Origin of the sequence: Achromobacter sp. (genome assembly GCF_049647645.1) — a bacterium.
In the GTDB taxonomy this organism is placed as follows: Bacteria; Pseudomonadota; Gammaproteobacteria; order Burkholderiales; family Burkholderiaceae_B; genus Achromobacter.
On sequence record NZ_JBARYB010000011.1, the window covers coordinates 43,200 to 67,618 of the forward strand.

At 66.2% G+C, this 24,419-nt stretch carries 26 protein-coding genes and 1 pseudogene; 18 read left to right on the plus strand and 9 right to left on the minus strand.

Translation table 11 applies throughout. From position 1 onward, the window contains the following. Nucleotides 1-33 precede the first annotated feature (33 nt). The 3 genes from WBB14_RS01025 to WBB14_RS01035 are packed head-to-tail and all read left to right on the plus strand — an operon-like array spanning nt 34 to nt 3,412. Nucleotides 34-1,032, plus strand: a complete 999-nt coding sequence (locus tag WBB14_RS01025; RefSeq protein WP_424238172.1) for an ABC transporter substrate-binding protein — start codon at nt 34-36, stop codon at nt 1,030-1,032. After that, on the plus strand, nt 1,029-2,696 hold the full coding sequence (locus WBB14_RS01030; RefSeq protein ID WP_424238173.1) for a GMC family oxidoreductase: 1,668 nt from the start codon (nt 1,029-1,031) through the stop codon (nt 2,694-2,696). The genes WBB14_RS01025 and WBB14_RS01030 overlap by 4 nt, the downstream gene beginning before the upstream one ends. Further along, nucleotides 2,693-3,412, plus strand: coding sequence for a GntR family transcriptional regulator (locus WBB14_RS01035; RefSeq protein ID WP_424238174.1), 720 nt, complete (start codon nt 2,693-2,695; stop codon nt 3,410-3,412). The genes WBB14_RS01030 and WBB14_RS01035 overlap by 4 nt, the downstream gene beginning before the upstream one ends. Nucleotides 3,413-3,472: 60 nt before the next feature. On the opposite strand, the gene WBB14_RS01040 is transcribed toward WBB14_RS01035, so the two are convergent. Further along, nucleotides 3,473-4,270, minus strand: coding sequence for an aminoglycoside adenylyltransferase family protein (locus tag WBB14_RS01040; RefSeq protein WP_424238175.1), 798 nt, complete (start codon nt 4,268-4,270; stop codon nt 3,473-3,475). A 206-nt stretch (nt 4,271-4,476) separates the two neighbouring features. On the opposite strand from WBB14_RS01040, the gene WBB14_RS01045 reads away from it, so the two are divergent. The 5 genes and pseudogenes from WBB14_RS01045 to WBB14_RS01065 all read left to right on the plus strand — a co-directional run bounded on the left by WBB14_RS01045 (nt 4,477) and on the right by WBB14_RS01065 (nt 7,906). Continuing rightward, nucleotides 4,477-5,034, plus strand: a complete 558-nt coding sequence (locus WBB14_RS01045) for a hypothetical protein (protein WP_424238176.1) — start codon at nt 4,477-4,479, stop codon at nt 5,032-5,034. A 23-nt stretch (nt 5,035-5,057) separates the two neighbouring features. Then, nucleotides 5,058-6,065 carry a hypothetical protein gene (locus WBB14_RS01050; RefSeq protein WP_424238177.1) on the plus strand — a complete coding sequence of 336 codons (1,008 nt, stop codon included), beginning with the start codon at nt 5,058-5,060 and terminating at the stop codon, nt 6,063-6,065. 59 nt (nt 6,066-6,124) lie between these two features. After that, nucleotides 6,125-7,333, plus strand: coding sequence for a hypothetical protein (locus tag WBB14_RS01055; RefSeq protein ID WP_424238178.1), 1,209 nt, complete (start codon nt 6,125-6,127; stop codon nt 7,331-7,333). A 60-nt stretch (nt 7,334-7,393) separates the two neighbouring features. Beyond that, a pseudogene (locus WBB14_RS01060) lies at nt 7,394-7,474 on the plus strand (VOC family protein); the annotation flags it as partial. Nucleotides 7,475-7,558: 84 nt separating this feature from the next. Beyond that, the gene (locus tag WBB14_RS01065; RefSeq protein ID WP_424238179.1) at nt 7,559-7,906 is read left to right on the plus strand and encodes a hypothetical protein; all 348 of its coding nucleotides are present in this window, start codon (nt 7,559-7,561) and stop codon (nt 7,904-7,906) included. Nucleotides 7,907-7,931: 25 nt separating this feature from the next. Here the strand turns inward: WBB14_RS01065 and WBB14_RS01070 are convergent, their stop codons facing one another. Further along, nucleotides 7,932-8,855 (minus strand): LysR family transcriptional regulator, encoded by a 924-nt coding sequence (locus WBB14_RS01070; RefSeq protein ID WP_424238180.1) that lies wholly within the window; start codon nt 8,853-8,855, stop codon nt 7,932-7,934. 137 nt (nt 8,856-8,992) lie between these two features. Here WBB14_RS01070 and WBB14_RS01075 point away from each other — a divergent pair, with 137 nt between their 5' ends. Further along, entirely contained in the window at nt 8,993-9,727 is a 735-nt protein-coding gene (locus tag WBB14_RS01075) for an SDR family NAD(P)-dependent oxidoreductase (protein WP_424238181.1), read from the plus strand. A 27-nt stretch (nt 9,728-9,754) separates the two neighbouring features. Then, the gene (locus WBB14_RS01080; protein WP_424238182.1) at nt 9,755-9,967 is read left to right on the plus strand and encodes a tautomerase family protein; all 213 of its coding nucleotides are present in this window, start codon (nt 9,755-9,757) and stop codon (nt 9,965-9,967) included. A 58-nt stretch (nt 9,968-10,025) separates the two neighbouring features. Here the strand turns inward: WBB14_RS01080 and WBB14_RS01085 are convergent, their stop codons facing one another. From WBB14_RS01085 to WBB14_RS01105, 5 genes are all read right to left on the minus strand, one after another. Further along, nucleotides 10,026-10,931 carry a LysR family transcriptional regulator gene (locus WBB14_RS01085; RefSeq protein ID WP_424238183.1) on the minus strand — a complete coding sequence of 302 codons (906 nt, stop codon included), beginning with the start codon at nt 10,929-10,931 and terminating at the stop codon, nt 10,026-10,028. 39 nt (nt 10,932-10,970) lie between these two features. Then, a complete protein-coding gene (locus WBB14_RS01090) occupies nt 10,971-11,843 on the minus strand; it encodes a pirin family protein (protein ID WP_424238184.1) in 873 nt (290 codons plus the stop codon). 11 nt (nt 11,844-11,854) lie between these two features. Next, a complete protein-coding gene (locus WBB14_RS01095) occupies nt 11,855-12,436 on the minus strand; it encodes an NADPH-dependent FMN reductase (protein WP_424238185.1) in 582 nt (193 codons plus the stop codon). Between the two features lie 140 nt (nt 12,437-12,576). Then, entirely contained in the window at nt 12,577-14,199 is a 1,623-nt protein-coding gene (locus WBB14_RS01100) for an NAD(P)/FAD-dependent oxidoreductase (protein WP_424238186.1), read from the minus strand. Nucleotides 14,200-14,292: 93 nt separating this feature from the next. After that, nucleotides 14,293-15,246: a GlxA family transcriptional regulator gene (locus tag WBB14_RS01105; RefSeq protein ID WP_424238187.1), complete on the minus strand. Its 954-nt coding sequence runs from the start codon at nt 15,244-15,246 to the stop codon at nt 14,293-14,295. 125 nt (nt 15,247-15,371) lie between these two features. On the opposite strand from WBB14_RS01105, the gene WBB14_RS01110 reads away from it, so the two are divergent. The 6 genes from WBB14_RS01110 to WBB14_RS01135 all read left to right on the plus strand — a co-directional run bounded on the left by WBB14_RS01110 (nt 15,372) and on the right by WBB14_RS01135 (nt 20,092). Further along, on the plus strand, nt 15,372-16,172 hold the full coding sequence (locus WBB14_RS01110; RefSeq protein ID WP_424238188.1) for an SDR family NAD(P)-dependent oxidoreductase: 801 nt from the start codon (nt 15,372-15,374) through the stop codon (nt 16,170-16,172). A gap of 20 nt (nt 16,173-16,192) precedes the next feature. After that, nucleotides 16,193-17,326: a thiolase family protein gene (locus tag WBB14_RS01115; RefSeq protein ID WP_424238189.1), complete on the plus strand. Its 1,134-nt coding sequence runs from the start codon at nt 16,193-16,195 to the stop codon at nt 17,324-17,326. Nucleotides 17,327-17,358: 32 nt separating this feature from the next. After that, nucleotides 17,359-18,576, plus strand: a complete 1,218-nt coding sequence (locus tag WBB14_RS01120; RefSeq protein WP_424238190.1) for a multidrug effflux MFS transporter — start codon at nt 17,359-17,361, stop codon at nt 18,574-18,576. Nucleotides 18,577-18,618: 42 nt separating this feature from the next. Then, the gene (locus tag WBB14_RS01125; RefSeq protein WP_424238191.1) at nt 18,619-19,032 is read left to right on the plus strand and encodes a PaaI family thioesterase; all 414 of its coding nucleotides are present in this window, start codon (nt 18,619-18,621) and stop codon (nt 19,030-19,032) included. 255 nt (nt 19,033-19,287) lie between these two features. Then, nucleotides 19,288-19,557, plus strand: a complete 270-nt coding sequence (locus WBB14_RS01130) for a hypothetical protein (RefSeq protein ID WP_424238222.1) — start codon at nt 19,288-19,290, stop codon at nt 19,555-19,557. Between the two features lie 10 nt (nt 19,558-19,567). Then, a complete protein-coding gene (locus WBB14_RS01135; protein WP_424238192.1) occupies nt 19,568-20,092 on the plus strand; it encodes a helix-turn-helix transcriptional regulator in 525 nt (174 codons plus the stop codon). 9 nt (nt 20,093-20,101) lie between these two features. Here WBB14_RS01135 and WBB14_RS01140 read toward each other — a convergent pair whose 3' ends face one another. Then, nucleotides 20,102-21,016 (minus strand): LysR family transcriptional regulator, encoded by a 915-nt coding sequence (locus tag WBB14_RS01140; protein ID WP_424238193.1) that lies wholly within the window; start codon nt 21,014-21,016, stop codon nt 20,102-20,104. A 145-nt stretch (nt 21,017-21,161) separates the two neighbouring features. On the opposite strand from WBB14_RS01140, the gene WBB14_RS01145 reads away from it, so the two are divergent. Both WBB14_RS01145 and WBB14_RS01150 read left to right on the plus strand, forming a co-directional pair. Further along, nucleotides 21,162-22,133: a Bug family tripartite tricarboxylate transporter substrate binding protein gene (locus WBB14_RS01145; RefSeq protein ID WP_424238194.1), complete on the plus strand. Its 972-nt coding sequence runs from the start codon at nt 21,162-21,164 to the stop codon at nt 22,131-22,133. A 7-nt stretch (nt 22,134-22,140) separates the two neighbouring features. Continuing rightward, nucleotides 22,141-23,298 (plus strand): alpha-hydroxy acid oxidase, encoded by a 1,158-nt coding sequence (locus WBB14_RS01150; protein WP_424238195.1) that lies wholly within the window; start codon nt 22,141-22,143, stop codon nt 23,296-23,298. Here the strand turns inward: WBB14_RS01150 and WBB14_RS01155 are convergent. Further along, the gene (locus WBB14_RS01155) at nt 23,283-24,407 is read right to left on the minus strand and encodes a C45 family autoproteolytic acyltransferase/hydolase (RefSeq protein WP_424238196.1); all 1,125 of its coding nucleotides are present in this window, start codon (nt 24,405-24,407) and stop codon (nt 23,283-23,285) included. The genes WBB14_RS01150 and WBB14_RS01155 overlap by 16 nt on opposite strands. Between the last annotated feature and the right edge of the window lie 12 nt (nt 24,408-24,419).

The window sequence follows — 24,419 nt, forward strand, 5'->3', positions numbered from 1 at the left end:
CCCGCGTCAGCAGCCCCACAACTAGGAGACTCCATGAAGCTCGACCGTAGAACCCTACTCAAGGCCGGCGTAGCGGCGTCCATCGCAGCAATCGCGGCGCCCGCCATCGGCCAGGCACGCAAGAAGCTGCGTGTGGGCTACCTGCACACGCCCGCCGTCGATGGACACTTGTGGCTGGGCCTGCAGATGGGCAGCTACGCCAAGCATGGCCTGGAGCTGGAGCCCATCGTCTTTACCACGGGCCTCGAGATCTTCCAGGCCATGATAGGCGGCAGCCTCGACGTGTTGGCCACCGGCGCAGTCGTTTCGAATTTCCCCGCCCGCGGCCAGGGCAAGGTCTTTCTTGTGAACGACATCGAGTACGGTACCGCCCAGCTCTGGGTCCGCGACGAGTCGATCAAGACCGTGGCCGACCTGAAGGGCAAGCAGATCTCCACGACCACCGGCACTACCGCCCATGTGTTCCTGGACCGGGCCTTGCGCGCGGCCAAGCTCGACCCGGGCAAGGACGTGCAGATCGTCAACCAGCGCATGGCCGATGCCGTGACCTCGTTTGTATCCGGGGCGGTCAGCGCGGTCGCGCTCTGGGTCCCGTTCGACACGATCGTCAGGTCCAAGGTCCCCCAGGCGCGCATGCTGATCGATGCTTCCGCGTTCTATCCGGAGGCGGCGATCATGGGCGGATGGGCGGCCAGGAACGACTTCTACGAGGCCCAAAAGCCCGCCATTCTCAGCCTCATCGCCGCCTGGGGCGAGGCCAACGACGCCATCGTGAAAGCCCCGGAATCGGCCATGGAAACGCTGCAGCAGTCCCAGTACAAGGACGTGCCGCTTGCCGAGTTCAAGGCGCAGTTCAAGCAGGCCAAGTACTTTTCCACGGCCGAGTGGCGCACCAAGTATGAGGATGGTTCCGTGACCCGCTGGCTGCAGCAGGTGACCGACTTCTTCGCGCAGGCCGGGAATATCCCGAATCCCGTTCCCGCGTCGCGCTACTTCGATCCTTCGGCCTATCTCGAGGCGATCAAGGCATGAGCATCGTGGCTGGCACGGGCTTTGACTACATCGTCATCGGCGGCGGCTCCGCCGGATGTGTGCTGGCCAATCGGCTCAGCCGCGATCCTGCCGTGCGCGTGCTGCTGCTGGAGGCGGGCGCGGCGGCGCACAATTTCTGGCTCAAGCTGCCGGTGGGCTATTTCAAGACCATCTACGATCCGCGGTTTTCCCGGCTGTTCCCGGTCGAGGCCCAGGCCGAGACCGGCAATCGCACCATCCTCTGGCCACGCGGGAAGGCGCTGGGCGGTTCAAGCGTCATCAACGGCTTGTTGTATATCCGTGGACAGCATGAGGACTACGATGATTGGGCCGATCTCGGCGCCACAGGCTGGGGCTATCGGGACGTACTGCCGTACTTCAAGAAATCCGAGCGCTACGACGCAGGCGAGTCCGAGTACCACGGGGCTTCGGGTGAACTCCGTGTCTCCAATTTGCGCAACGAACATCCCTACACGGCGGCGTGGGTGGCGGCGGCAGTCGAGGCCGGCTGCCGGCGAAATGACGACTTCAACGGCGTCGAATCGGAGGGCGTGGGGGCATATCAGCTGACGCTCGGCAGCCGTTGGCGTTGCGATGCAGCGACCGCCTTCCTGAACCCGGTCCGAGCACGCTCGAACCTGGTGATCGAGACCGGAGCCCACGTTACGCGCATCCTGATCGAAGGCGGCCGGGCGCTAGGCGCAGAATGGATGCAGGATGGTCAACTGAAACGCGCGATGGCGGACGCCGAGGTGGTGCTTGCCGCGGGCGCGCTGCAATCGCCCCAAGTGCTGCAGCTCTCCGGCGTGGGTGACGCCGCGTTGCTTGCCAGGCACGGCATCGCCGTCGCGGCGCATTCGCCGGAAGTCGGCCGCAACCTGCAGGACCATTACCAGGCGCGCGTCATCGTCAAATTGAAGCAGCGCATGTCGCTCAACGACGCGGTACGCAATCCGTTCAGTCTCGCTGGGATGGGGGCGCAGTGGCTATTCCAGGGTAGGGGACCGCTTACGGTGGGCGCGGGCCAAGTGGGCGGATTGGCGGCGACCGAGCACGCGGTGGACGGCCGGGCGGACATACTCTTCAATGTCATGCCGCTGTCGGTCGACAAACCCGGCGACCCGCTGCATCGGTTTTCCGGATTCTCCGCGTCGGCGACGCAGTGTCGGCCCGATTCGCGCGGGAGTGTGGAGATCGTGGGCACGGATCCGTTGGCATCGCCGCGTATCGTCTCCAACTACCTGACCGAGCCACGCGATGCGAAGGTCCTGGTCGCGGGGTTGCGCATGTTGCGCGATATCTTTACTCAGCCGTCGTTCCGCGATCTGGTGACCGGTGTAGAGTACCTGCCGGGAAATGATGTGACGACAGCCGCCGCATTGGAACAATTCGCCCGCAACAAGGGCGGCACGGTGTTCCATCCCAGCGGCACCTGCCGCATGGGCGGTGACGCCGGATCGGTGGTCGATGCGAGGTTGCGCGTTCGCGGGATAGAGCGCCTGCGGGTCATCGACGCTTCGGTCATGCCTCGCATGGTGTCGACGAACACGAACGCAGCCGCGATCATGATCGGCGAGAAGGGCGCCGCGCTGATCCTCGAGGACGCTCGCGGCGCTGGCCGGCCGCAAGCGCGTGATATAGTCGCGGACACTTTGACGCCATGATTCTCGACACCGCCCAAGCCCCTCTGTACGTTCAACTTTCGGATCTGTTCCGGCAGCGGATCCTGAAGGGCGTGTGGAAGAACGGTGACAAATTGCCCTCGCTCGACGCGCTGGCCGAGGAGTTCCACGTGGCCAAGGTCACGGTGCGCCAGGCGATCGACAGGCTTACCCGCGACGGCTTGCTTTCGCCGCAGCGGGGGCGCGGCACCTTCGTGACGGGGGAGCCCCGGGACAACCGTTGGTTCCGTGTCGAGACCACGCTCGAGAACCTCTCCAGCGTCTATCGGGATACGCACCCGACCATACTCAATATCGACGAGTCGACGCGCACGCCCTTGCTGAACGAGTCAGATGGCGTCGCCGCGGAAAAGTATGTCTTCATGCGGCGGATCCATACGCGCAACGGGCAGCCGTATTGCGTCATCAACATCTACCTGGACGCCGCGATCTTCGCAAAGCACCCCACGCGCTTTCGCAAGGAAACCGTCATCCCCATTCTGATGGGCATGTCCTCGGTGGACATCGTCTCCGCCCGCCAGGTGCTGACCATTTCGACCGCTGACGTCGAGGTGGCTCGGCACTTGGGCATCAATGTGAATGCGCCCGTGGCGGAAGTCCGGCGCGTGTTCACCGGACCGGAGCGCCGCGTCATCTACCTGGGCGAAGTGACCTATCGCGGCGATTTCGTGCGCATGGAAATCGATCTGAAGCCCTAATGACTGAAAGGCTGCCCGCTGCATCCGCGCAGGCAAGCATGCCGTTCACGTGTCTCCGGGTTATCGGCTGCCGGCCAGTCCTTCAATAGCGGCGCGGGCGTGGGCAATGAACGCCGCAGTTTCGGCATCGTGCCGTTGCGCCAGGTCGTCTTCCTCTTGCCCCAGGTAGATCGCGCGCGCCTTGGCGAGGACGGGGCGGTAGGGCGCTTCCAACCTCTCCAGCAGCCACGCCGCCGCCTGGTCCTTGGATGCGATGCCCCCGGAGACGGCCGTGTACCAGATGCGCGCCAGCGCGAGGATGATGTGCTTTTCATCGCCGGCCCAGTCCTCGGGCGTGTTCCACTGCGCGACAGTGTCCAGTAGCGCCCGCCTCAGGTCTTCGCGGGGGACGGCCTGGAGCAACTGATCGGCCTGCGGTCCCAAGATGGGAATGCTGTGGCCACGGACCTTGGTGAGCAGTATGGCCAGATCGTGGTCCATCATGGGCGGTTCCACGACGCCCGCCATCAGATCGGTCCGCAGCCATTCGCCGAACTGGAGTTCGCGTCTGGCCGGGTGGCGCCAAGGCACGACGTGTTCCAGCGCCAGCACGGTGACTTCGAGCGCGCGCAAGTCAGGCGATGAACCGGGCGGGGCGGAGATCGCCAATAGCGCCGCGGCCAGCGCGCGCAGCACGGCTTCGTCCGGCGGCTGGGCCACGGTGACGAGCAGGTCGATATCGCTATGGGGTTGCAGCCCGCCGTCCACGGCGGAACCGAACAGGTGGATGGCGACAAGGCCAGTGCCGAGATGCCGTTCGATGAGGCTTTTGGCTTGCGCGATCTGGGGGACGATTGGAGGAGGGATCAGTAGGGCCATGCGTCGATAGTAGCCAAGATTTCGCGCAGCCGGCAGACCGATGGCTGTAGCGGCGAACTGTTCGTTCCCGGAGGCCACGGCTGCGAAGCTGGCGCTGGTACTATGCCGGCGCTAGGCCCGAGTCCTATGATCCCCATGAGGCCAAGACAGGCACCGAGATGATACGTTTACTGTTCCGAGCAGGCGCCCTGGCCGCAGGCGTTCTGATGGCAATGGCCAGCCAGGCGCAATCGCCGGCGCAACCCTCCAATGTCGGCGGCTGGCGCCAGGTGTCGGACAGCCAGTTCAACCGGCAATTCCATTTCTCGATGCTGCCCGGCGTGGCGGCCATCGGCAGCAACTGGGCGGTCTACGACTCCCGCGCGGGGAAGGTGGTGTGCTGCCTGGTGGTGGAAGGGCCGGAGATTTCAGAGGAGCAGCTGGGTAGCGTCTACGACATTCCGGGCCCCTGGATCACCGATCTGACCAATGGCTGGAACCTGGACGCGGCGCCTTACCGGCCGCGCGTGCAGTTGCTGCGGGTCGACGGAGAGTTGCGCGACTACGAGTTTGCCGATGTCGGCGACGGGGTCGGCGGGCTGCTGGTGCCCGACCATGCCGATGCGGCCGCAGTACGCACGCTGGAGATCGATGGCCAGCGCTATGCCGTGGAGCGCAAGGATACGGCGCTCGCCGACGATGATGGCGGCGTTTACACGTATAGCCTGCGCCCAGCCGATGGTGGCGCGCCGCTGAAGATCGAGGTTTCCATCGGAACCTATTGAGCAAGGGAGGCAGCGATCAGCGCATGAACCAGACCCTGCAAGTCGAGGACGCCCCGCTTACTGACGACGACATCCTGCTGCTGCGCAAATGCAGCCGCGGGAGACTGCTGATGGCCGGGTTCGGCGTCTTCGTGGTGCTGCTGCTGGCGCTTGCCGTGTTGACCTTTATTGCGCTTGGCCTGTCCGAGTGGCGCACGCTGGACTTCGGCGTGGGCGCGATATTGCTGGCGGCCATCACCGTGATGGGAGCGCTGGCGGTGTTTTTCGGGCGCAAGCTGCTGCGCATGCCGCAGGGCTGGCGCAGCCTCGACCGGGCGCTCAAGGGACGGCTGGCCAAGCAGATCGTATCAGGCCGGCTGACCTCATTCGGTCCGGGCGGTTCGACGCCGGGCGTGTGCTACGGATTCGGCGAGCAGCGCGTGGAGGCAGCCTTGCCGTTCTGGAACGAGATCGCCAGCGACACCCGTAGCGGGCACGGGCCGGCGACGGCCGTGGGCTTGACGGATCTGCCCGTGCGCCTGCACTTGCTGACCCTGCAGCCAGACGCGCCTGCCGTGCTGTTGCGGGCGGAGTACCCCATGAGCGCGGAGTCCCTGGTCGCTGTCGAGGAAATCAGCGATGCCGACCGTGCGGCCGTGCGCGGGGAAGAGTTGGACGCGCGCAAGTTCATGCTGATCTTTGCTCTTGTGCCGCTGGTGGGAGGGCTGTTTTTGCCCCCACTGCTGTTCGTCGCGGCGATCTTTGCGATCCTGGGGATGCTGTTCGGCATGCGCAGTCGCAAACTGCAGCGGGGGCTATACAAACATGGTGTGCGGGGAGTGGTCGAAGAGGCCGTGGTCTATCGGTTGCGCAGTCCCAACTCCTCGATCGTCTCGTTGGTCCACAACTACCGTATCGGCGGCGTGATGTATCGGGTCGAATACCTGGGCGACTTGGTCGAACCGGGCAGGCGCGTCGAGTTCGAATTCCTGGATGGCGGCCTGAAGGGGCAGACTGCACTGTTCTTCCGCGTGGACGGCGAGCCTGCGTAGGCGTCAATGAATCGGCGGGATTGTCATCAGTGGATTCCGCCAAGCAAAAGGAGAGTAGTGTGTCCGTACCCATAGACGTGTCCGGCGAGCCCGCAGGCTCGGTGAGCGAGGCAGGGCATTATCAGGTGAGCCTGACCGCGGCGGGCAGCCATGTCTTCGCACGCGAAGCAGGGCGTGGCAATCTGATCATCGGCCCGGCCAGCATGGGCAAGAAGGCTGATCTGCACGTGGCTGGCGACGAGGCCATCAACTGGGCTGCATTTGAACCGTTCTCCACGCCTGCCGGCTCGCCGTGGCCGCGGCATATCGATTATTACGGCAACGACAGCGGTTTCTTCGGTTGGTCGCAGGATCGTGAAATCGAGCAGTTCAGCTGGGCGCCGGCATACTCAGGCAGGCGCGCCATCGACGCAGGCGCAGCAAGAATCGAGACGCTGCGCATCCGGCTGGACCAGGTGTCGGGGCATCTTGAAGCCAGGTTGCCTCAGGTCCGTGACCTGGAACTGTTTGGCGACCTGACGCGCGTTGCCGTGGCGGGCGAACTGCCCGACATGTTGTTGCTGCGGCCGGCGCTGGGGCGCCGGACTGGCGCGGCGCCTTACGCCTTGCCCGACCTCGGCCCGCTGCAGGAAGTGCGTGCGCTGGCGCTGCACGGCGCGCCGCTGGGGCAGCCCATTTCGCTGCAGGGAATCGATCGCTTTCCGGCGTTGGAGAGTCTGTCGCTCTGGGGCGGCTTCAGCGGCTGGGAGGCGCTTGCCCGCCTGCCGCGCCTGACGAGTCTGGAGATCCGGTTCACGCCCGATCTGGACGGCTTGCCGGAACTGGCCAGTTGGCCCGCGCTGGATAGGTTCATCGCCTACAACGTCGACGAAGCCGCGGGCAAGCGCTTGAAGGCGCAGATGAAGGCGCGGGAGAAGGTCCGCGCATGGGGCGGTTACAACTCCGTCTCCCAAACGCGCAAGCGGGAGTGGTGGCAAAGCGAATACGGTCGGCCTTTCTCGGGCTGGAACAGCCGCATGGCGAAGTCGGCGAATACCGCCTACGACACGGCCCGGTCGGCGCTGGAAAGCGCAAGCAATGCCGCCGAGGTGCAAGCCGCAATCTCCGCCTTTACCCGCCACTTCAACGGCATGAAGGGGATCGAGACCGCGGAGCGCGAAGACATAGGCGAGGCGGTGTGGCAGTTCAGCCAGCTTGCTCAGGTCGAACGGCTGGGTATAAGCGAAGCGCAGACGCAGCGCTGGTTCGACGAGGCGAGGGACTACTGAGACTTTGCTTCCCGCCCCGCGCCGCGGCCGGCGGGCGTGGATTGCTTCGCGCAGGCTATTTATGGAGGCTACGCGGGCCACTTCATGGATCCGGACGGACATTTGTGGGAAGTGGTCTACAACCCTCAGATGCTGCCTTAGGAATAGTTGCGTATCGCTCTGTTACGGTGGTGCGAGGCCGCTTCCTTTAAGCTGCGCCGGTCTCAATCCTGATGGAGCTGGCGCATGTTCAAGCCCTTGATTTCCGTGGCGTCGATGGTTGCATTGCTGGGGGCGGGCGGCATGGTCCGGGCCCAGGACCTGGTCCTGCCTTCCATTCCGGAAGCGACGGATGCGATCGTCGACATGCTGGCGGGCTCGGGCATGCCTCGGCCGTCCAAGGTCAAGCTGGGTACCTGTATTCCGGCAGTGGACGCCACGTATCCAGGCCAGGTCGCCTGCACGGTCGCGGTGACCTTGGGGGCCGCGGTCAGCGAGAACCAGATGGACTTCTACAAGCAGGATGGCAAGTGGAAAGCGCAGCCCAGCGTTTCCCAGGATAGGCTGCCGTTTCCTGATCCCAAGCTGGATTGAGATCCGCCGGTCGACCGCCGTTGGCTCAAGGCTGACGCGCCTGTCCACTCTGTTCCAGCATGAACTCCACAAACACCCGCACGCGCGAGGGCAGCAGGCGGCCATGCGGGTAGATCAGGCTGACGGGCCGCGAGCGTCCGGCAAAGGGCTGCAGCACTTCCACCAGCAGGCCGTCGGCCAGATCGCGCTCGACCGTGTAGCGGTAGGCCTGGAACAGCCCTGCGCCGGCCCGGGCCAGGGATACGCCGGCCAGCACATCTTCCGAGCAGTGATAGTTGCCGCTGAGCAGCAGGTCCTTTTCGCGGCCGTCTTCGTTGAATAACCAGGGTATCGGGCGTCCGCTGCTGGGCAGGGCGAACTGGATGCACTCGTGTTGCTTGAGATCGGACAGCGTTTTGGGCTGCCCGGCGCGGCGCAGGTAGCCGGCGCTGGCGACGACAATGAGCTTCGCGTCGTCGAGGTGGCGGGCGACCATGGTCGAGTCCGGCTGCGCCCGAAAGCGGATCGCGACGTCGAAGTTCTCTTCGTGCATGTCGATGTTGCGGTTGCTGACGTGGACCTCGACCTTGATCAAGGGATAGAGCTCGCGGAACGCGGGCAGCAGGGGCAGCAGGCGATGGTGGCCGTAGGTGGTGGGCGCGCTGATGCGGATCGTGCCGCTGGGTTGCACCTGTTCGCCCGTTACCCGGCGCTCCGCTTCGCTCAGCTGGTTGAGCGCCGCCCGGCAGTGTTCGAAATACTCCCTGCCGCCTTCGGTGAGGCGGATGCTGCGGGTGGAACGCACGAACAGGCGCACGCCCAGGCGCTTTTCCAGTCGCGAGATGGACCGGCTTACGGCTGCCGGCGTCACGCCGGCAGCGTTCGCCGCCGCGGTGAAGCTGCCCGCCTCGCCGGCCAGGCAGAACAGCTCGATGCTGCCCAACAGGATGTCGTCGAATTGGCGCTGCATATTGATTACACCGTGTATCAGTAGATGTGTTTCATTCTATCTTTATTGCTTTTGAAGTCATCAATAAAGTTCATCTCAGCCGATAGACATCTTGCGAAACCCGCATCGGCCCAAACCGAACTTTCAAGAGGACCATCATGAGCAAATCCGAAAAAAACATCATCATCACCGGCGCCAGCAGCGGCATCGGGCTGGGCCTGGCCGAGGCTTTCCTGCGCGAGGGCTACAACGTGGTGGGTACCGCCCGTACCCAAGCGCGCTTGCAAGCGGCGGCGGAGCAGTTGAAGGCTGGCGATCGCTTCCTGGGCGTCGCGGGCGACGTGGGGACGCCCGAAGCGGCGCGCGCAGTGTTCGAACAGGCCATCGACCGCTACGGCCACGTCAATGTGCTGGTGAACAACGCCGGCATTTTCGCGGTGAAGCCGTTCGTGGATTTCACGCCCGAGGAAGTGGACGAGCAGATCGCCACGAACCTGAAGGGCGTGCTGTACATGTCGCAGCAGGCGGCGCGCCACATGGGCGACCGCGGGCAGGGCAGGATCATCAACATCACGGCCGCCTTGGCGCTGCAGCCGCATGCGGGCGTGCCGGCGTTGCTGGCGGTGGCGCTCAAGGGCGGCATCAACCAGGCCACGCGCGCCCTGGCGTTGGAACTGGCGCCCAAGGGGGTGACGGTGAACGCGGTCGCGCCCGGCGTCACGGCCACCCCCATGCATCCCGCCGACACGCACGCTGCGCTGGGCGGCATGCATCCGCTGGGCCGCATCGCGCGCATCGACGAGATCGCGGCAGCAGTGCAATATCTGGTCAACGCCGATTTCGTGACTGGAGCCGTCGTGCCGGTGGACGGCGGCTTCAGCGCCGGGCGTTGAAAGACAACGTTCAACCAGGAGAAAGCCATGCCTTTCGTCAGCATCCGCATTACCCGGGAAGGTGTCACCGCCGGGCAAAAAGCGCAGGTCATCCGCGAAGTCACCGAAACCCTGGAACGCGTGCTGAACAAGCCGCCGGCGTGGACGCACGTCGTGATCGAGGAGGTCGATACCGACAACTGGGGCTATGGCGGGCACACGACAACGGCGATCCGGGAAGGCAAGGCGCCGCTGCCCTAGACTCGGCCGCGCGGGCTGGCATCAGGAGGGGGAATCACGGCGCGGCGCCGCGCCGGCATCAGCCCAGGCTGACCAGGCCGGATTCCCGTATCTTGGCCATCGTGAATTCCACGAAGGCTTGAACCGCGCGGGGCAGTTGCCGCCGGCTCTGGTAGACGAGATGCAGGTCGCCGCCAGCGATGCCGCATGACGGCAGCACCGTGGCGAGTTGGCCGCCGCGGACATGGGGAGCGCTCATGACGTCTGGCAGCAGCGTAATGCCGAGACCCGCCAAGGCTGCTTGCAGCAGGGCCTGCGCGGAGTTGGCGTGGAAGCGCCCGGACACGGGGACTTCGGCGGTGCCGTCCGGGCTGGTCAGCCGCCAAAGCGGGCGGCCCGAAGCCGAGGGCATGACGATGCAGTCGTGGGCCGCAAGGTCTTCCGGCGCTTGCGGCGTGCCGCGTTCGGCCAGGTAGGCGGGGCTTGCGACCAAACTATGTCTGCCGGTGCCGATGCGGCGAGCCACCAGGGTGGGCTCCAGCACTTCGCCGCCGCGGATCGCGACGTCGATACGCTCGCTCACCAGGTCGGCGCGGCTGTCGCTGAGGGAAAATTCCAATTTGACCTTGGGGTAGGTGCGCAGGAACTCGGCCATCCAGTCCACCGGAAACCAGTTGAAGAAATCCGCGGGCGCCGCGACGCGTATCCTGCCGCCGGGCGAGGGGCCGCCTTCGGCCAGGTCGGTGGCGGCGTCGGCCAAGGTTTCCACGGAGTCGGCGCAGCGCGCATGGAAGGCCGCGCCGGCCTCCGTCAGGGTCAGCTTGCGGGTCGAACGATGCAGTAGCCGGGCGCCCAGCGTGGCTTCCAGTTGCTGGATGCGCCGGCTGAGAGTGTTGGAGGGCATGCCGGCGCGGCGGGCAGCTTCGGCGAAGCTGCCCGCCTGCACCACCTGGACGAACAGCGCTACATCGTTCAGATCGACCATGCGTGTGATTCTCCTGTCGGGCGCCGGGCCAGGCGCGCTTCAGAATCGTACACGGGCGCGGCCTTCGAGCGTGGCGCCGATTTCACGGATGCGGCTTGCGCCGAGCGCCAGCGCGGCGGCGTTGGTGTGCACCGAGTATGACCCGAGCACGAGAGGGTGCGGATGCGGGGCGGCGGACCCGATCACGAACTCCGCGTCCCGGGGCGCATGGAGATCGATGGCCTGGTCCGACTCCTCGAACACCGCCATTTCCCCGGCGTTTATCGGGCTGGGCGCGCGCAGTTCACCGGAGCTCACGGCCAGCCAGGCGACGGAATGTCCGGAGGGCGGAACGTAGCGCCAATGCTCTCCGCCGCGCAGGTGGACGCCCAGATAGGTCATGGGCGAGGGCGCCGCTACCGCGCCCGCCACGCCCATGTACTGGCCGAGCAGGACCCGTGCCGGACCCGCGCTGGGCAGTCCTTCAGGACTGATGTAGCGGCTGAACGCTGGGGCATTTTCCAGCTCCGGCGGCATGGCGACCCAGAGCTGGAAGCCGCGGATGCGGCCTTGGGCAGCCGCGCCGCCGCCATGCCAGACGCCGCCACCGGCCATCATCCATTCGACGCTGCCGGGCGGCAGCGTGCCGCTGGCGCCGGTGGAGTCTTCGTAGCGGATGTGGCCATCCAGCAGGTAGGTGAGCGTTGCAATGCCTGAATGCGGATGCAGCGGCATGGCAGCGGGTCGCATGGCGGGATCGTCGAAATGGTCCAGGAAAACGTAGGGCTTTACCTGTTCACCCAGGTCGGACGGGCTCATCAGGCGCGTGATGGCGCCGTGGCGGAATCCCGCCGTCTGGTGAACGATGCGGCGTGTTGCCAGGGGCGGGGCCGGACGGGCGGCGGCCTGCGGCGTGTAGGGGGCGATGTCCATGGCGCCTCCGCTCATAGTCCGGCGCCGCGCGCCTGCTTCAGCGCGGCGGTCCACCAGGCCAGGTCGTCCAGCATGGCGCCGGCCGAGGTGGCGAGATGAGGGTAGTCGTCGAAGTGCTTGCCTTGCTGCAGGATGCCGACGAACTCCACCATGCCGATGTGCACGGCGTTGCGCACGGGGGCCATCTGCAGTTCCACGGCGTTCAGGCGCAACTGCTCGATGGCGCGGGCGGCGCCCACGCCGCCATAACCGACAAAGGCGATGGGCTTGCGGTTGAATTCGGCGTAGGCATAGTCCAGCGCGTTCTTCAGCACGGCGCTGGGGCCATGGTTGTATTCGGGGGTGACGACGATGTAGCCGTCCAGGCCGGCGATCAGCGTGGCCCAGGCTTGCGCCGCGGGATTTTTGGCAGGTCCCCAAGTGAGAGGCAGCGCCTCGTCGAAGAAGGGCAGCGGGTGGTCGCGCAGATCGATGAGTTCGAACTGCAGGTCGCTGCGCTGGCTGGCGATGGCATGTATCCAGGCGGCGGGCTTGTCGCCGAAACGGCCTTCGCGGGTGGAGCCGATGATGATGCCGATGCGGGGTTGGTTCATGGCGGTTTCCTGACTGGGGTTGAGATGCCCTCAAGGTTAGGAACGCCGGGCCGCGCGCACTAGACGGCGCGCGCGGCGTTCATTCATCCATTTTTGGGGGGAATCGGGCCACGACCCGGTTCCGTCCCCCAACGTTCGCGTCAGCCGGCTTGCCTCTGCCGGCTCATGATGCTCGTGGCCACCGCCTCGGCGATCTTGATGCCGTCTACGCCGGCCGACAGGATTCCGCCGGCGTAGCCCGCGCCTTCGCCCGCCGGGAACAAGCCCTCGGTGTTGATGCTCTGCAAGGTTTCGTTGTCGCGCCTGATGCGGACGGGCGACGACGTGCGGGTTTCAACGCCCGTGAGCACGGCGTCGTGCATGCCGAAACCCTTGATGGTCTTGTCGAAGACCGGCAGCGCTTCGCGGATGGCGGCGATGGCGAACTCGGGCAGGGCGGTTGCCAGGTCGGTGAGATGCACGCCCGGCGTGTATGAGGGCTGCACGGAGCCGAATTCGGTCGAGGCCTTGCCCGCGATGAAGTCGCCGACCAGCTGGCCCGGCGCGCTGTAGTCGCGGCCGCCCAGCTCAAACGCCTGGGATTCCCATTGGCGCTGGAAGTCCACGCCCGCCAGCACATGTTCGGGGTAATCGACTTCGGGCGAGATCCCGACCACGATGCCCGCGTTGGCATTGCGTTCGTTGCGCGAGTACTGGCTCATGCCGTTGGTGACCACGCGGTTGGGTTCGGAGGTGGCCGCCACCACGGTGCCGCCCGGGCACATGCAGAAGCTGTATACCGAACGGCCGTTTTTGGCGTGGTGCACCAGCTTGTAATCCGCCGCGCCCAGGATCGGATGGCCGGCGTTGGGGCCAAAGCGGGCTTTGTCGATCAGCGATTGCGGATGCTCGATGCGGAAACCGATAGAGAACGGCTTGGCCTCCATGAACACGCCCTGGCCGTGCAGCATCTGGAAGGTGTCGCGCGCGCTGTGGCCGATCGCCAGCACGACGTGGTCGGCCTCGATATGTGCGCCATCGGCCAGGGTTACGCCGGTGATCCGGCCGTTTTCCCGGTGCAGCGTTTCGACCTTGCTGGAGAACCGGACTTCGCCGCCCAGCTTGGTGATGGTGTCGCGCATGACTTCCACCATGCCGACCAGCCGGAACGTGCCGATGTGCGGCTTGCTCACGTACAGGATTTCTTCCGGCGCGCCAGCCAGCACGAATTCCTTGAGCACTTTTTCGCCGTAATGCTTGGGGTCTTTGATCTGGCTGTACAGCTTGCCGTCGGAGAATGTGCCGGCGCCGCCTTCACCGAACTGCACGTTCGATTCCGGGTTCAGGACCCGCTTGCGCCACAGTCCCCAAGTGTCCTTGGTCCGTTCGCGCACCGCCTTGCCGCGTTCCAGGATGATGGGCTTGAAACCCATCTGCGCCAGGACCAATCCGGCAAACAGGCCACAGGGGCCGGTGCCGATGACGATGGGGCGCTTGTCCAGGTTGGCGGGCGCCTGGGCGACGAATTTGTATTCGGTATCGGGCGTGGGTTTGACGTTGCGGTCGTCGTGAAAGCGCTGGAGCAGCGCCGCCTCGTTTTCGACGTCGACATCCAGCGTGTAGATCAGCAGGATGTTGTGCTTCTTGCGCGCGTCGTAGCTGCGAGAGGCCACGGTGTGGGCGCGCAGGTCGCTGGCCGGAACGCCTAGTTTCTTGAGAATCGCGGCAGGCAATTCTTCGGGCGTGTGATTCAACGGCAGCTTGATTTCAGACAGTCGCAACATGCATGGATCCAGACAAAATGGGCGAGCACAACGTCGCCAAACGCGGATTGTACTGGACCGCAGGCTGGCGGCGGCTGGGGAATCAGCGCCGGCTCAGGAGGCTGGCGGACTGGCCCGCGCGTCGCGCCGCAGGGCCTGGGGCGGCATGCCGAAGCCGCGCAGGAAGGCCTCGCGCAGGTGGCGCCGGTCGCGGAAACCGGTTTCCCTGGCCACCACTTCCAGCGGGTGGCGGCTGCTTTCTATCATGAGGCGCGCGGCCTCCAGCCGCAGTCCCTCGATGGCCTTGGCGGGCGACTGGCCGGTTTCGGCCGTGAACACGCGGCTGAATTGGCGCGGGCTCAGGCTGGCGGCCTGGGCCAGATCTTCCACGCTCAGGGGCTGGGCGAGGTTGCGGCGGGCATGTTCCAGCGCCTGCTGGATGCGGTCGGATTTGGGCGCGAGCCTGAGCATTTCGGAGTGCTGCGATTGGCCGCCCGAGCGGCGCTGATGCATGACCAGGCGGTGCGCCACCGAGCGCGCGATGTCGGCGCCCAGGTCCTTCTCCACCAGCGCCAGCGCCAGGTCCATTTCCGCCGTCATACCGGCGGAGGTCCAAGCCGGCCCGTCGGCGATGTAGATGCGGTCGGCCTCGACCTGCACGCGCGGGTGGCGCTGCTGCAAGGCGTCGGCCCAATGCCAGTGCGTGGTGGCGCGCCGCCCGTCGAGCAGGCCGGCGTCGGCCAGCAGGAACGCGCCGGTGCACAAGCCGGCGACGCGGCGCGACCGAGGTGCGAGTTTCCCGAGCAGGCGGGGAAGTTCGGGCGACACGGGCCTGGAAAGGGGCGAAAGCACGCCGGTCACCAGCCAGGTGTCGGCCTGGCTGCGGGCGGTGAGCGGCCGGGCCTGCACCGTCAGGCCCGCCGACGCGCGCACCGCGCCGTCCAGGGCGTAGCTGTCCAGGGCGTAGAAGGGTTCGCGCGCCACCACATTGGCAAGTTCGAACACGGCCTGCGTGCCCAGGCCAATGATCTGGAAGCCTTCGGGAAGTATGTAACCGATGCGGTGCATGGGGGGCGTCCTTGCAGGTCGATGTCCTGCGAATGTCCTTATTAATGACTATATACGTCATTTACGCCATGGGCCGCAAGTCCCAACATGGATCCCATCGCAATCACTTCCCCAGGAGTTACACCATGGCACAGACCCAACCCGGCACCGCCCTCGTCACGGGCGCATCCAGCGGCATCGGCGCGCTATACGCGCACAAACTCGCGCAGCAGGGCTATGACCTGATACTGGTCGCCCGCAACCGGGAGCGCCTGAACGCCCTGGCCAGCGACATCAGCACGCGCACCGGCCGCGCCGTGGAAGTGCTGCCTGCGGATCTGGGTGACCGCGCCTCGCTGGCGCGGGTGGAGGAACAGCTGCGCCAGGACGCCAGCATCACCTTGCTGGTGAACAACGCGGGCATCGGCACGCATACGCCGCTGCTGCAAAGCGACGTGGAGCAGATGACGCGCATGGTGGATCTAAACGTCACCGCGCCGATGCGGCTGACTTACGCGGCCGTCCCGGGCTTCGTGGCACGCGGCCGGGGCGCCATCATCAATATCGCTTCCATCGTGGCCATCGCGCCCGAGGTCTTGAACGGCGTCTACGGCGGCAGCAAGGCCTTCGTGCTGGCGTTCAGCCAGTCGCTGCAGCATGAGCTGGCCGGGACCGGCGTGCAGGTCCAGGCGGTGCTGCCCGGCGCCACGGCCACGGATTTCTGGGCCATCGGCGGCCGCCCGGTGGAAACGCTGGACCAGCGCATCGTGATGCGCGCCGAAGACCTGGTCGATGCCGCCTTGCTGGGCTTCGCGCGCGGCGAGAAGGTGACGATTCCCTCGCTGCATGCCGGCGAGGAATGGGATGCCTACGAAGCCGCGCGCCAGACCATGGCGGGGCACCTGTCCAGCAACACCGTTGCGCAGCGCTACGCGGCTGCGGTCTGACCATTCCTGGGGGCTGAACCATGAAAGCAGTCATCGCCGCCTATGCGCGCTCGCCTTTCCACTTTGCCCGCAAGGGCCGGTTGGCCGACCTGCGGCCCGACGCCTTGGCCGCGCAGGTGGTGCAGGGCCTGCTGCGGCGCACCGATCTGGATCCGGCGCTGCTGGAGGACGTGATTCTCGGCTGCGCCTATCCGGAAGCCGCCCAAGGCAACAACCTGGCACGCATCGTCGGCCTGCTTGCCGGCCTGCCGCAGGAGGTGGGCGGCATGACCGTGAACCGCTTCTGCGGTTCGTCGATGCAGGCGGTGCACATCGCGGCGGCGCAGATCGAGGCGGGCATGGGCGAGGCCTTTCTCTGCGTGGGCGTGGAGTCGATGACGATGGTGCCGCAGGGCGGCTTCAACTTTTCGCCCAATCCCGAACTGCAGGCGACCACCGACGCCTACCTCTCCATGGGCGAGACGGCGGAGAACGTGGCGCAACGTTGGAACGTCAGCCGCGCGGACCAGGAACTGCTGGCGCTGCAATCCCACCGCAAGGCCGCCGCGGCGCGCGAGCAGGGTCTGCTGGCCGCCGAGATCGTGCCCATCCGCTTGCCGGACGGTGAGGTGGTCGACGCCGACGGCTGCATCCGCCCGGGCACCACGCTGGAGGCATTGGCGGGACTCAAGCCCGCGTTCCGCGCCGATGGCGCGGTCACGGCGGGGACTTCGTCGCCGCTGACCGACGGCGCGGCGGCGGTGCTGGTCACCAGCGACGGCTTCGCGGCGCGCCACGGACTGGAGGCGCTGGCGCGCATCCGCAGCTTTGCGACCGTGGGCGTGGATCCGGCCGTCATGGGCATAGGCCCGATACCTGCCACGCGCAAGGCGCTGGCGCGCGCGGGGCTTGCGGTGGCCGACCTGGACGTGGTGGAAATCAACGAAGCGTTCTCGTCGCAGGCCCTGGCCTGCATCCGCGAGCTGGGTCTGGAGATGGCCAGTGTGAACATCGACGGCGGCGGCCTGGCCATCGGCCATCCCCTGGGCGCCACGGGTGCACGCATCACCGGCAAGGCCGCGGCGTTGTTGGCGCGCAGCCAAGGGCGCTATGCGCTGGCCACGCAATGCATAGGCGGCGGGCAGGGCATCGCCACGGTGTTGGAACGGCCTTGAAACCTGGATCGACAACCCGAGCTCATCGAACCATGAACACCCAGACCTCGATTTCCCTAGGCCGCGACGCAGCCTCTCCCGTCAGGCTGACCGGGCGCCTGCTGGCCGTACTTGCCGGGCTGGCCGCCCTGGGGCCGCTATCCACCAACATCATCCTGCCAGCCTTTCCGAGCATGGCGTCCGAACTGGGCGTGGACGTGCGCGACACCGGCCTGGTGCTGTCGAGCTTTTTCCTGGCCTTCGCCATCGGCCAGTTGTTCGCCGGACCCGTGTCGGACCGCTGGGGGCGGCGCGCTCCGGTGCTGGGCGGGTTGGCCTTGTTCATCGTCGGCTGCCTGGTCTGCGCCTGGGCGCCGACCTTGCCGCTGCTGGTGGCGGGCCGGGTGATCCAGGCCCTGGGCGTGTGCGCGGCCTCGGTCCTGTCGCGGGCTATTGCCCGCGACCTGTTCGAAGGCGAAGCGCTGTCGCGCACCTTGGCGTTGACGATGGTGGCCATGGCCGCCGCGCCGGGATTCTCGCCGCTGCTGGGCAGTGCGATGGAGTACGGGCCTGGGTGGCGCGCCAGCTTTGCGCTGGTCGCCGTCCTGGGGCTTGTGCTGGCGCTGGCCTATGTGGCGACGGTGGGCGAAACGCATCCGGCCGACCGGCGGGCGGCGGCGACGCCGGCTGCCGTGTTGCGCGGTTATGCCGGCCTGGCGCGGGACGTCCGGTTCATCGGTCCGGCGCTGGCCGTGAGCATGGTCATTGGCGGCCTGTACGCCATTTTCGCGGCTACGCCAGCCATGCTCATGGGGCGCATCGGCCTGAGCGCGCTGCAGCTGGGACTGTTCTTCGCGAGCACCGTATTCGTGGTGTTTGCCGCCGGCATGTTGGCGCCGCGCCTGGCCCGCCGCCTGGGTGCGGCCGGGGTGGCGCGATCCGGCTGCGCGGTGGCGCTGGGCGGCGCGCTGACTTTGCTGGCGGGCGGCGAGGATGGCGGCCTGGCGCAATTCACGGCCGCTGTCGCGCTGTACTTGTTCGGCATGGGGCTGGTCAACCCGCTGGGCACCGCCATGGCGCTGGCGCCGTTCAGCCGGCAGGCGGGATTGGCGTCTTCGCTGCTGGGCGGCCTGCAGATGGCCTGCGCCGGCGGCATGACGGCGTTGGCCAGCCTGGCGGGCGGAAGCCCCGCGACGACCCTGGGCCTGGTACTGGCCGCGGCCTCGATGCTGGCGTTTGTGGCGCTGATGGCGCGTCGCCGCCAGGGATAGTATTTTCCTTCTTTTCGACAATCCTCTGCATAGGAACTTGCCATGTTGCGCTCCAGTGAAACCATAGATCGCCTCTTCCAACGCCAGCAGGGCACTTTGCCCGATACCTTCGGCGTACGGCCCTTGTCGATCGAGGAGGGGCGCATGTCCATGGAAATGACGGTGGCCCCGTGGATGATGGCGGCCAACGGATACCTGCATGCCGCCAGCCAGGTGATGTTGGCCGACACTTGCGCCGGCTATGCCACCCTGGCGCACCTGCCGGAGGGCGCCAAGGGTTTCACCACGCTGGAGTTGAAGTCGAACTTCCTGGGTACCGCGAAGGAGGGCGTGCTGACCGTCGAGGCGGTGGCGGAGCACATGGGGCGCACGACCCAGATCTGGTCGGCCACCGTGGTCGATGCCAGCGGCCGGAAGTTGTCGCTCTTCCGTTGTTCGCAGATCATTCTTTGGTGAACGCGCGGCCCGGTGATGGGCCGCAATGGTAGAACCCGCAAGCCGTTCCAGTCCTTTCGTCCGTTTTTCAGACGGATTCCGCCTTGGTTCCCGCGAGTGCCCTCGATAAGCTGCAACATCGGCTTTCAGGGCCGATGGCCATGGCTGAAAAGGACGCCGCTCATCGACTGCGTCCGCGCCGCTGGCATCGCCTGAAGCCACTGCCAGGTTGTCTATTGACAACCTGTTTAAATGTCTTCATACTGGATACCAATGATGGCGCGTCCGTCGCATCCGAAGAAAGAGGTAGAGGCAGCACTCCGCCACGCCGAAGAAAGCGGCTGGCGTGTGGAAGTTGGCGGCAGCCACGCGTGGGGCCGGATTTACTGCCTCAGCAATGTTGCGGAATGCCGTTGCGGCGAATTCTGCATCACCAGCGTCTGGAGCACGCCAAGGAATCCTGGCAATCATGCGCGCGCTTTGCGGCGCGTCGTGAACAACTGTACTGCGCGCCGTGATCTGCCCGAGGCAGACGGCGGCATCTAGGGGTAGTGCGATGGAATACACCTTTACCTTGAAGTATCAGCTTGCCGACGGCGATCACGACATGGATGCGCTGGTCGAACGCCTGGGCGCGGCGGGTTGCGACGATGCCCTGGTCGGCATCGGGCTGCCGGGGCGGCTGGCGCTCGAGTTCACCCGCGAGGCCGAAAGCGCGCAAGCCGCGGTGTATTCCGCGCTGCGGGATGTCGGACGCGCGGAGCCTTCCGCCAAACTGATCGAGGCGGCGCCCGATCTCGTGGGTTTGACCGACGTAGCCGAGATCGTGGGTGTTTCCCGGCAGAACATGCGCAAGCTCATGCTGGCGCATCCTGGCACTTTTCCGCTGCCGATCCACGAAGGCAGCACGTCGATCTGGCACTTGGCGGATGTGCTGGCGTGGTTGCAGGCCAGGGGCGGTTATCCGCAGGCGGAACGCGTAGCGGACGTGGCGCGGGTAGCCTTGCAGGTCAACGCGGCGAAGGAAGGGCAGCGCGTTTCGCGTTCCGCATCCAAGGAACTGCAAGCCCTGGTGGGATGACCGTCCGGTCTACGGCGGCACGCCTGCCCGCGCCAACTGCCTGATTTCGTCCAGGAACCGCAAGGCCGGCCCCGGTAGTATTCCTTCGCGCCGGTGGTAAGCCGAAAACCTGCGCTCATGGTCCAGCCCGTTCACTCGCAGTTCGCGGATCAGGCCGGCCTTGAGTTCGGCGCCGTACATGGGCCGGGTCAGCCAGCTGACGAAACCGGCGTATGCGACCAGGCTCTTGATCAAGGGAATAGAGCTGCTGGAAACCGCAATGACCGGAACGGGCAGGCCCTGGGCCTTGAACAGCGACATGAGCCGGTTATGCGGCTCGGTGCGTTGCGGCACGAAACACCAGCGCTCCGCCAGCAGCGCTTCCATGGGCACCGGCGCGTCGCCGTGCAGCGGATGGCCCGCGCCGACGACTACCTTCATGCTTTCTTGCCATGCGCAGTTCCTGGCGGAAACGATGCTTGCCGTCTCTGGCGCTTCCGGGGCGATCACCAGGTCGACCTGGTAACTGTCCAGGGCCGTGGCCAACTCGTCCCAGATGCCTTCGACGACATCGATGGCGATGCCAGGCCACTTTTCCAGGAATGCCTCCAGGGCCTTGGGAATGAAGAGGGCAGACGCGCCCGCCGTAACACCCAGGCGCAGGGCGCCAGCCGCCAGGCCGCGCATGCGGTTCATCTCATCGCGGGCGATTTTTTCTTCGCGGCACAGCAGTTGCGCATGGGGCGCCAGGGCCTTGCCGTACGCGGTCAGCCGCATGCCGCCGGAATGCCGCTCAAACAGAGGTTCGCCGACAGCGGCTTCAAGGCGCTTGACGATGCGGCTCAGGGCGGGCTGCGTCAGGCTCAATTTGTCAGCCGCCTTACCCAGCGAGCCTTGGTCGAGCACGGCGAGGAAGGCACGCAGTTCGTTGAGGTTGTAGGCCATGCTGAACTGTAATGACTTTATCGCTAAATAACAATTTTCAGGAATGAGGCGGGGCCTCACACTCTCGCCATCCGACACCGCTCGCCATGCTGTCTTGCAAAGTCCAGCGACGTGTGCGGCCATACACACATGGGGGGGTAGCGAAATGCGAAAACGTCTGTTCCTGAAAGCGCTGTTTGCGTTGGCAACCGGTTTGGGCGCGGCGGGCTGTTGGGCCCAGGCCGGCGACCGGCCTATCGAGTGGGTCCATCCTTACCCGGTGGGCGGGGGCTCGGACGCCATCGCGCGCAAGCTCGCCGAAAGCGTGGGCGCGCAGATGGGGCGTAGCTTCTTCGTCAGCAACAAGCCCGGCGGGGCCACGAACATCGCCGCTGCTTATGTGGCCAACGCCAAGGCCAATGGCAATATCGTCTTCACGGGCGACTTTGCCACCCTGGCGGCCAATCCGCATCTGTTTGCCAACCTGCCCTATGACAGCGCCAGGGACTTTGTTTCGGCCGGTCTGTATGCCCGTTATCCGATACTGCTGGTGGTCTCCAGCAAGGTGCCGGCCAACAACCTTGACGAGTTTCTGCAATGGGCGCGCACCAATCCCGACAGCGCCAATTTCGCCAGTTCGGGCGTGGGATCCCCCCAGCACCTGGCCGCCGAACTGTTCCGCGAGCGGACCGGCCTGAAAATGACGCACGTCGCCTACCGCGGCGGCGCGCCAGCGGTGACGGACCTGATGGCGGGCTCGGTGTCCTTCGCCTTGATGGACGCCTCCACCGTGGTGCCGCAGATGAAGACAGGCAGGCTCAAGGTGCTGGGCGTAGCCAGCCCCAAGCGCATGAAGAACTTTCCCGACATCCCCACGCTGCACGAACAGGGCCTGAAGGATTTCGAGGCCTTTGCCTGGCAAGGCATGCTGGTTCCCGCGGGCACGCCCCGCGCAACCGTGGACGCGTTGAACCAGGGGCTGGCAGCAGCCTTGAAGACGCAGGCGGTCATCGATTTCTACGCCAATATTGCGGTCGAGCCCTGGTTCAGCTCGCCGGAAGAGATGGCCAGCTTCGTGGCGGGAGAGAACAGCCGCTGGGGCAAGATCATCCGCGAACGCGGCATCACCTTGCAGTAGGCGCCGCATGTTGTTGACGATGGAAGATTACCGGGTCCAGGCCAGGAAGGTCTTGCCCCGGTTCGTGTTCGAGTTCGTGGACGGGGGCGCGGAGCGCGAAACCTGCCTGCAAGCCAACCGGGACGACTTCGAGCAGATCCGGCTGACGCCGCGGGTGCTCAGGGATACCCGCCAGGTGGATACCTCGGTTGAGGTGTATGGGTCGTCCTGGCGCCTGCCGTTCGCGCTGGCGCCCACGGGACTGAATGGCGTGATCCGCCCCGGCGGCGACGGCATGCTGGCGCGGGCGGCGGTGGAACTGGGCGTACCGTTCGTCCTGTCGACCGCCTCGAACCAGCGGGCCGAGGATGTGCGCGCCATCGCTGGCGGCGGCGAGCAATGGCTGCAGCTGTACGTGATGGAGGATCGCCGCTTGGCCGAGCAGCTCGTGCGCCGGGCGCGGCTGGCGGGCTACCGCGCGCTGGTGTTGACGGCCGATGTGCCGGTGGGCGGCAGGCGCTGGCGCGACGTGCGCAATGGCTTTTCCATGCCGTTCCGGATCACGCCCAGGATAGCGTGGGACGTGGCGCGGCGGCCTGGATGGGCGCTGCGCATGCTGCGCGGCGGACCGCCGCGCTTCGTGAACCTGGCCGAGCATGCCTCCGAGTCCCTGCCGATGGAAGTACAGGCATCCCTGCTTGCCCGCAGCATGGACCGTTCATTGACCTGGGACAGCCTGCGCTGGCTGCGCAGCCTCTGGGACGGCCCCTTGCTGCTGAAAGGCGTGCTGCACGGGGAGGATGCCGTCCTGGCCGCGAGGCATGGCGTGGACGGCATCATCGTGTCCAACCACGGCGGCCGCCAACTGGACGCCGCACCTTCGTCGATCAGCGTCCTGCCAGGGATTGTCGATGCTGTCCGCGACCGCATGCCGGTGTTCCTGGACAGCGGCGTGCGCAGCGGCGCCGACATCCTCCGCGCCCAGGCCTTGGGCGCGCGCGCCGTATTCATCGGCCGGCCGGCGCTGTACGGTTTGGCTTGCGGCGGCGTCCAGGGCGTGGCCGATGTCATGCGCCTGCTGGCAGAAGACTACCAGCGCGCCATGATCCTGTCGGGCGCGGCCAGCGCCTGCGAGGCCCGCGCATCCTGGAGGCCTGCGGGTCGACCGGCTCAGTCGATGGAATAGGCCTCGCCCGCCAGGCCATAGCGGGTAAAGAACTGTCCGAACGAGGGCATGGCGGCGATATCCATGGTGAGTCCCGCCGTGTCCAGCACCAGGGTGGCGACGGTGGCCGAGCGTCCGCCCGTCAAGGTGCCGCGCGGCGGGCGGCAAACGGAGTAGGGCGTGGCCCAGTCGTCGGCCAGGGCGCGCCGCACGTCCGCCACCGCGATGCGCGGTCCGCAGGAGTCCAGCAGCTGGCGTACGCGCCAGGCCCGGTAATACGTATCGACGGCATTCTTCAAGCCCGCCTCGCGCAGCTTGCCCAGCGCCACTTCGCTCATGAAGTGGTTGGAGTGGGTCAGCAGGCCGTCCTGCGGCAGTAGCGTGAAGCTCTCGTCGGGCGCGCATTCGAAGTCGATAACCCAGCCGTTTTGGCTGACGATCATGTTGCTGGAGCAGGCCTTGGGCGTGGCGGCGATCAGCTGCATGGCGATGGCGACGTGTTCCTGGCAGAGCACCGCGCGCCGCACGCTGCTCAGGGGGACGCCGGACTGCGTGTAGTCGCGGTCGCTGCTGAGATAGTTGCCGGTCAGGCCGATGCCGGCCGAGTTGAAACCGTGCCGCGCCAGGCCGCCCGCTTCCACCAGCGTGAGGAAGGTAACGCCGCTTTCCAGGGTGGCGCGCAGCACGATGGTGCTGTCGCAGGCGTCGGGCTCCCAGTCCCAGTTGTGGGCATGGATCAGCGTGCCCGTTGCGCTGCGTTCGGGCATGACCAGGGCGGCGGTGCACTCGCCTTCGGCGGGATCCAGGTTGCCCATCCGGGCCAGCAGCCGAGCCTTGGCGATGACTTCGGTGCGGGCGTTGATCAGGGCCACGTCGTCGAAGGCGCAGCCGGCGCCTTCCGCGATGCCGCGCATCTCTTCGCTGTGGGCCGGGTCGAACTTCTGGATCTGGTCGGCGAATTCCTTGATCAGGGCCGCCTGCGTGGCTGCGGGAGTGCCGATCTTGTCGAGTTCGCCACGATAGTGCCGGGCGCTGTGGGCGATGCGGTCGGGCACGGCGCGGCCGTATTGCACGCCGCGTTCAAACGGGGCGCCGGAGATCGAGACTAGGGGAAACGGAGCGTATTTCATGGCAGCATCAAA